Source organism: Curtobacterium sp. APC 4022 (genome assembly GCF_030407555.1).
Taxonomy (GTDB): Bacteria; Actinomycetota; Actinomycetes; order Actinomycetales; family Microbacteriaceae; genus Curtobacterium.
In genome coordinates this window covers 21,658-28,890 of sequence record NZ_JASDDD010000045.1, presented here as the reverse complement: position 1 = coordinate 28,890, position 7,233 = coordinate 21,658, and the positions used below count along the sequence as shown (strand labels likewise).

General features: G+C 70.2%; 7 protein-coding genes. All 7 read right to left on the bottom strand.

Features of this window, described 5'->3' with window-relative positions; genetic code table 11:
- Positions 1-262 (bottom strand): translation initiation factor IF-2 N-terminal domain-containing protein (locus tag QL987_RS13205; RefSeq protein ID WP_290158051.1); only part of this gene is annotated, 262 nt, incomplete at its 3' end.
- Positions 263-336: 74 nt separating this feature from the next.
- Complete coding sequence (locus QL987_RS13200; RefSeq protein ID WP_290158053.1) at positions 337-663, bottom strand: YlxR family protein; 327 nt, start codon at positions 661-663, stop codon at positions 337-339.
- An 87-nt stretch (positions 664-750) separates the two neighbouring features.
- Positions 751-1,746, bottom strand: a complete 996-nt coding sequence (gene nusA / locus QL987_RS13195) for a transcription termination factor NusA (protein ID WP_111073599.1) — start codon at positions 1,744-1,746, stop codon at positions 751-753.
- Between the two features lie 145 nt (positions 1,747-1,891).
- On the bottom strand, positions 1,892-3,643 hold the full coding sequence (locus QL987_RS13190) for a proline--tRNA ligase (RefSeq protein WP_290158050.1): 1,752 nt from the start codon (positions 3,641-3,643) through the stop codon (positions 1,892-1,894).
- Positions 3,644-3,795: 152 nt separating this feature from the next.
- A complete protein-coding gene (ispG, locus tag QL987_RS13185) occupies positions 3,796-4,926 on the bottom strand; it encodes a flavodoxin-dependent (E)-4-hydroxy-3-methylbut-2-enyl-diphosphate synthase (protein WP_221850379.1) in 1,131 nt (376 codons plus the stop codon).
- Positions 4,927-5,039: 113 nt separating this feature from the next.
- Complete coding sequence (locus QL987_RS13180) at positions 5,040-5,651, bottom strand: cysteine hydrolase (RefSeq protein ID WP_356841588.1); 612 nt, start codon at positions 5,649-5,651, stop codon at positions 5,040-5,042.
- The gene (locus QL987_RS13175; protein ID WP_290158049.1) at positions 5,648-7,213 is read right to left on the bottom strand and encodes a cytosine permease; all 1,566 of its coding nucleotides are present in this window, start codon (positions 7,211-7,213) and stop codon (positions 5,648-5,650) included. The genes QL987_RS13180 and QL987_RS13175 overlap by 4 nt, the downstream gene beginning before the upstream one ends.
- Between the last annotated feature and the right edge of the window lie 20 nt (positions 7,214-7,233).

The following is a 7,233-nucleotide window of genomic DNA, read 5'->3' as shown; positions in this document are numbered from 1 at the left end:
TCGGGCCGGGCTTGGGGCCACCGGGCTTCGGGGCGCCGGAACGCGGGGCCGCAGGGGCCTTCGCGGCGGCGGGGGCTGCCGGGGCTGCGGACGCAGAGGCGCCCTCGGCCTGCAGTGCCGCACGGAGCTTCCGTGCGACGGGGGGTTCGATGCTCGAGCTCGGGCCCTTGACGAATTCGCCGAGTTCCTTGAGCTTCTCCATTGCGGTCTTGCTGTCGACGCCGAGCTCGCTTGCGATCTCGTGTACGCGTGGTTTCGCCACTGTTCTCCTTCACGGGTCCCACCCCGTCAAGGGGCAGGACTCAATGGTTGACGGGTCTCATTTCGAGCCGCTCATCAGTTGTCCATAAGCCGTTCAGCCTGTTCTGTCATGTCCTGGCGCTCGAGCGCTGTGCTGTTCGGGCCATCGGGCCCCAGCCCAGCGAGGTACTCGCGCACCGCGGACGTGTCGGGATCACGCTCCAGCCGGAGCGCACGGCGGAATGCCCTGCGCTTGACGGCCAGTTCGTACGCTTCGACGGTCGGTGTGAGCCACGCCCCCCGGCCCGGCATGACTGCCTTCGGATCCGCTACCACGGAGCCGTCACTGTGAGCGACGACACGGAGGAGGGAGGATCGGTTTGCGCGACGACGACTGCCGATGCACGTTCTGACGGCGTCCACTCTACTCCTTGACTCCGACGACCGCGATCCGGCACGCCCGAGGCCTGTCGCCACGAGCGAACCGGATCGCGTCGATGTGGGTGGTGCTCAGTCGTCGCCGTCGAGGATCGAGTCCGGCTGGATGTCGATCCGGGCGCCGGTCAGCTTCGCGGCGAGGCGGGCGTTCTGCCCTTCCTTGCCGATCGCGAGCGACAGCTGGTAGTCCGGCACGAGGGCGCGGACGGCCTTCGTCGAGGCGTCGAGCACGAACGCGCTCGTCACCTTGGCGGGCGACAGTGCGCTGGCGACGAACGTGGCGAGGTCGGAGGACCAGTCCACGATGTCGATCTTCTCGGCGCCGAGCTCGTTCGTCACCGAACGCACGCGGGCACCGAGCTCGCCAATGCACGCGCCCTTGGCGTTGACGCCGGGCTCGTTCGCCTTGACTGCCATCTTCGTGCGGTGCCCGGCTTCCCGCGCCAGCGAGGTGATCTCGACGACGCCGGAGGCGATCTCCGGGACCTCGAGGGCGAAGAGCTTCCGGACCAGGCCCGGGTGGGTCCGCGACACGGTGATCTGCGGGCCCTTGTGGCCGCGACCGACGCTCGTCACGTAGACGCGCAGACGGGTGCCGTGCGCGTAGGTCTCCCCCGGCACCTGCTCTTCGGGCGGCAGGATCGCCTCCACCGTGCCGAGGTCGACCATCACCATCTTCGGGTTCGGCCCCTGCTGCACGATGCCGGCGACGATGTCGCCTTCCTTGCCGCGGAACTCGCCGAGGATCTTGTCGTCGCCGATGTCACGGAGACGCTGGTTGATGACCTGCTTGGCGGCGAACGCCGCGATCCGGCCGAAGTCGCTCGGCTGGTCGACGGACTCGCCGATGACGTTGTCGTCCTCGTCGCGCTCGGGCACGAAGACGGACACTTCGCCGGACTTGCGGTCCAGCTCGACGCGGGCCTGAGCGTCGACGGGTTCGTCGTTCTCGGCGCGGTGCTTCTGGTAGGCGGTCAGGATGGCAGATTCGATGATCTGGACGAGCTCGTCGAACGGGATCTCCCGTTCACGCTCCATGAGTCGCAGGACTGCGAGGTCGATCTTCACCGAGGTGCCTCCGTATTCAGATGAGTCACTCCCGCGGATGGGACCGCGCGGAAGCCGTCGTCGATCGTACCGCAGGAATGACGGGAGGCCCGTGGCGGATCCGCCACGGGCCTCCTGTCGGACGTCGGTCGACGACGCCGGGGCGTCAGATCGCGCGCACCGCCGAGAGCAGTTCCGCGACCGGGACGTCGGACCGTTCGCCGGTGGCCCGGTTCCACAGTTCGACGACACCGTCGGCGGCGCCACGGCCCGCGACCACGACGATCGGCATGCCCAGCAGCTCGGCGTCACGGAGCTTGACGCCCGGCGACACCTTCGGCCGGTCGTCGTACACCACGTCGAAGCGCTCGGACTCGAGCTGCGCGACGATCGACTCGGCAAGCTCGTACGCGGTGGCGTCCTTGCCGGTCGCGACGACGTGCACGTCGAACGGGGCGACGTGCTTCGGCCAGGCCAGGCCCTTCTCGTCGTTGTGCGCCTCGGCCAGGATCGCCAGGATGCGGGTCACGCCGATGCCGTACGAGCCCATCGTGACGGTCGCGAGCTTGCCGTTCTCGTCCTGCACCTTGAGACCAAGGGCCTCGGCGTACTTCCGGCCGAGCTGGAAGACGTGGCCGATCTCCATGCCGCGGGCCGTCTCGAGCGGGCCGGAGCCGTCGGGTGCGGGGTCGCCGGCGCGGACGTCGGAGACCTCGGCGACACCGTCGGCGACGAAGTCCCGCCCGGCCACCAGGCCGGAGACGTGGATGCCACGCTCGTTCGCGCCGGTGACCCAGGTCGTGCCGTCGACCACGCGCGGGTCGACGAAGTACCGGAGGCCGGTGGCGCTGTCGGCGCCGAGGACCTGCGGGCCGATGTAGCCCTTGACCAGGCCGCGGTGCTTCCGGAAGTCGTCGTCGCCGGCGGCTTCGACCTCGGCCGGGGCGAAGGCCACCTCGGCGCGCTTGAGGTCGACGTCGCGGTCGCCGGGCAGGCCGACCACCACGATCTCCCGCGTGCCGTCGAGGTGCGTGAGGGCGAGGACCACGTTCTTCAGCGTGTCCGCCGCGGTCCACGGCGCGCCGTCACGCGGGGCGACGGCGTTCGCGTGCGCCACGAGCGAGTCGATCGTCGGGGTGTCCGACGCGGGGAGCAGCACGGGCTCGGGCAGGCCGTCGACGGGCTTCGCGTCCGGCACCGGCGTGACGTACGCCTCGACGTTGGCCGCGTACCCGCCGGCGCTGCGGACGAAGGTGTCCTCACCGACGGTGATCGGGTGGAGGAACTCCTCCGACTTCGACCCACCCATCGCCCCGGCATCGGCCTTGACGATGACGTACTCGAGACCCAGACGGGCGAAGATCCGCTCGTAGGCGTCCCGCATGACCTGGTAGCTGCGCTCGAGCCCGGCGTCGTCGAGGTCGAACGAGTACGCGTCCTTCATCGTGAACTCGCGTCCACGCAGGAGCCCCGCGCGGGGACGGGCCTCGTCGCGGTACTTGTCCTGGATCTGGAACAGCGTGACGGGGAGGTCCTTGTAGGACGAGTACAGGTCCTTCACGAGGAGGGCGAACATCTCTTCGTGGGTGGGCGCGAGCAGGTAGTCGGAGCCCTTGCGGTCCTGCAGGCGGAACATGCCGTCGCCGTACTCGGTCCAGCGGTTGGTGGCCTCGTACGGCTCGCGCGGCAGGAGGGCGGGCAGCAGGACCTCCTGCGCACCGGCGGCGACCATCTCGTCGCGGATGATGCCCTCGATCTTGGAGCGGACCCGGAGCCCGAGCGGCAGCCAGGCGAAGATGCCTGGCGACTGGCGACGGACGTACCCGGCGCGGACGAGCAGCTTGTGACTCGTGACCTCCGCGTCGGAGGGGTCGTCGCGGAGCGTGCGGAGGAAGAGGTGAGAGAGCCGTGTGACCACGCCGTCAGCCTAGCGGCGCACGGTCACGGCGCGACCCGCCTGTGGACGGCGAGGCCGCGGTGGCGGGCCTGTGCAGGAACGGACGGGAGGCCCGTGGCGGTGTCGCCATGGGCCTCCCGTCCGGCAAGGGGGTCGCGAGCGACCACCGACCCTTACGAGGTGACGACCAGCGGCTTGCCGGTGCCGGCTGCCGGACCCATCTCGTCGGCGATGCGGTTGGCCTCGTCGATGAGCGTCTGGACGATCTCGGACTCGGGGACGGTCTTGACGACCTGCCCCTTCACGAAGATCTGGCCCTTGCCGTTGCCCGAGGCGACACCGAGGTCGGCCTCGCGCGCTTCGCCCGGACCGTTCACGACACAGCCCATCACGGCGACGCGCAGCGGCACGGTCATGCCCTCGAGCCCCGAGGTGACGTCGTTCGCGAGCTGGTAGACGTCGACCTGCGCACGGCCGCAGCTGGGGCAGGAGACGATCTCGAGCTTGCGCTCGCGGAGGTTCAGCGACTGCAGGATCTGCAGTCCGACCTTGACCTCTTGCGCGGGCGGGGCCGACAGGGACACGCGGATGGTGTCGCCGATGCCCTCACCGAGCAGGATGCCGAACGCCGTGGCGCTCTTGATGGTGCCCTGGAACTCCGGGCCGGCCTCGGTCACGCCGAGGTGCAGCGGCCAGTCGCCACGCTCGGCGAGCTGACGGTAGGCCTTGACCATGATGACCGGGTCGTTGTGCTTGACCGAGATCTTGAAGTCGTGGAAGTCGTGCTCCTCGAACAGGGAGGCTTCCCACACGGCCGACTCGACGAGCGCTTCGGGGGTGGCCTTGCCGTACTTCTGCATGAGGCTCGGCTCGAGCGACCCGGCGTTCACGCCGATGCGCAGGCTGACGCCGGCGGCCTTGGCAGCCGCGGCGATGGCACCGACCTGGTCGTCGAACTTCCGGATGTTGCCCGGGTTCACACGGACCGCGGCACACCCGGCGTCGATGGCCTGGAAGACGTACTTCGGCTGGAAGTGGATGTCCGCGATCACGGGGATCTGGGACTTCTTCGCGATGATCGGCAGCGCATCGGCGTCGTCCTGGCTCGGCACGGCGACACGGACGATGTCACAGCCGGAGGCGGTCAGTTCGGCGATCTGCTGCAGGGTCGCGTTGATGTTCGTGGTCGGCGTCGTGGTCATCGACTGCACGGACACGGGGGCGTCGCCACCGACCAGGACCTTGCCGACCCGGATCTGCCGGGACTTGCGACGAGGGGCCAGGGTTTCGGGGGCCTTCGGCATTCCGAGGTTCACTGCGGGCACGTCCCGAACTCTACGCGCTCGTCCGGACAGCGCGGTCCGCGGGGACTCAGGCTCGGCCGGTGCCCAGGATCGCGGCGACGGTCAGACCCGTGTCAGAGCGTGTCGACGACCGTGATGAGCGGGGCGTACAGGCGCATCGCGTCGAGTGCCCGGGTGTGGTCGACGTCGCTCGCGCCGCCACACGCGTCGGCGACGACGGTGACCCGGACGCCGGCGTCCGCGGCCGCCAGGGCGGTCGACAGGACGCAGCAGTCGGTCGAGACACCCGTCAGCACGAGGTGCGTGTCCGCTCCGGTCCCGGTCACGGCCTGGAGGCTCGTCCCCCACTTCCCGAAGGTCGGCTCGGTCACGACGGGGACGGCTCCCGCCGCCGGCAGGTCGCCTGCCGCGAGTGCGGCGAACGGCTCGGTGAGTGCGTACAGGTCGTCCTCGTCGGGGACGAGCGCGAACGGCCAGTCGCGGTAGTACGGCACCCACGCTCCGGTCGGCTGGGCAGGAGCGACGAACCGGGTGAGGACGGTGCGGCCACGGAACCGTGGCAGGAGCCGTTCGATCGCCGCCGACGCTCCGGCGAAGCGTGGCGCGGCCCAGGGGCTGTCGCCGGTGAACACCCGCTGCATGTCGATGACGACCAGCCAGGCACCCGCCGTGTCGACACCGTCGCCCGTGCCGGCGTCGTCGACCGTGTCGACCGACGCGATCACGGGCGGAGCTCCGCGTCCGGCACCCGGGACACCGGTTCGGTGACCGGCATGGCCTCCTGACGCCGGACCGCCCGGCCGCCGAGCAGCAGCGTTCCGAGGAACCCGACGACCAGCGCCACCAGGACCCCGAGGTTCGCGTACGCCCACGGACCGGACACCCCGCCGAGGCCGAACGGGCCGAGCAGGAAGCCCTGCCAGTGCACGAGCTCGGCGCCGGGCGTGGAGTTCGTCACGAGCCCCCACCCGAGCACCGAACCGACGACGACGAGCGCGATCGCGGCCCACCGCACGCTGCCGTAGCGGCCGCGCGGACTGTCGAGCTCGTCCTCGGCGTAGGCGCGACGGCGGAGCAGGACGTCGGCGACGAACACTCCGCACCACGCCGCGATCGGCACGCCCAGGGTGATGAGGAACGCTTGGAACGGCCCGATGAAGTCGGTCGCGAAGAACACCACGAACACGGCTCCGGCGACCATGAGCACCCCGTCGACCCCGGCTGCGACCGGTCGTGGGATCCGGACGCCGGCGCTGAGGAGCGCCAGGCCCGAGGAGTAGATGTCGAGGACGGCCCCACCGACGAGGCCCAGGATCGCGACGACCGCGAAGGGCACGAGGAACCAGGTCGGCATCACCGTCACCAGGGCACCGATCGGGTCGGCGGAGATCGCACCGTGCAGCTCCTTCGACGATCCGGCCAGCATCACGCCGATGACCACCAGGACCGCGGGTGCCAGTGCCCCGCCGAACGTCGTCCACCCGACCACGCCGCCGGTCGAGGACGAGCGGGGCAGGTAGCGCGAGTAGTCCGCCGCCGCGTTCACCCAGCCGAGACCGAAGCCCGTCATCACGAGCACCAGGGCACCGATCACGTTCTGTGCGCTGCCGGACGGCAGCGCGGCGAGCGTGCCGAAGTCGATCGAGGGGACCGCCAGGACCACGTAGACGACGGTCAGGACGCCGGTGATCACGGTGATCCAGGCCTGCATCCGCATGATCACGTCGAAGCCGGCGATGCCCGCGCCGACCACGAGTGCCGCGACGACCACCAGGGCGACGAGCTTCGTCAGGACGCCGTCGTCCCACCCGAGCGCCTGGAACACCGTCGAGGTCGCGAGCACGGCGAGGGCGGCCAGCGCGGTCTCCCACCCGACCGTGAGGACCCAGCTGAGGAACGACGGCAGCCGGTTGCCGTGCACCCCGAACGCCGCACGACTGAGGACCATCGTCGGAGCAGACCCCCGCTTGCCCGCGATCGCGACGATCCCGCACAGCAGGAACGAGAAGACGACGCCGACCACCGAGACCACAGTGGCCTGTGCCAGCGAGATCCCGAAGTCGAGCACGAACGAGCCGTACGCCAGACCGAGCACCGAGATGTTCGCGGCGAACCACGGCCAGAACAGCCCGCGCGGTCGGCCCTTGCGTTCCGACTCGGCGATGACGTCGATGCCCTGTCGCTCGACGGCACGGGTCTGGCCTGCTCCGGTCTGGCCGATTCCGGTCTGGCCCGCTCCGGCCCGGTCGGCGACGGGCTTCTGCGGGGCCGACGGGTCTGCGCTCATGGGGTGAGCGTAGTGCGCGA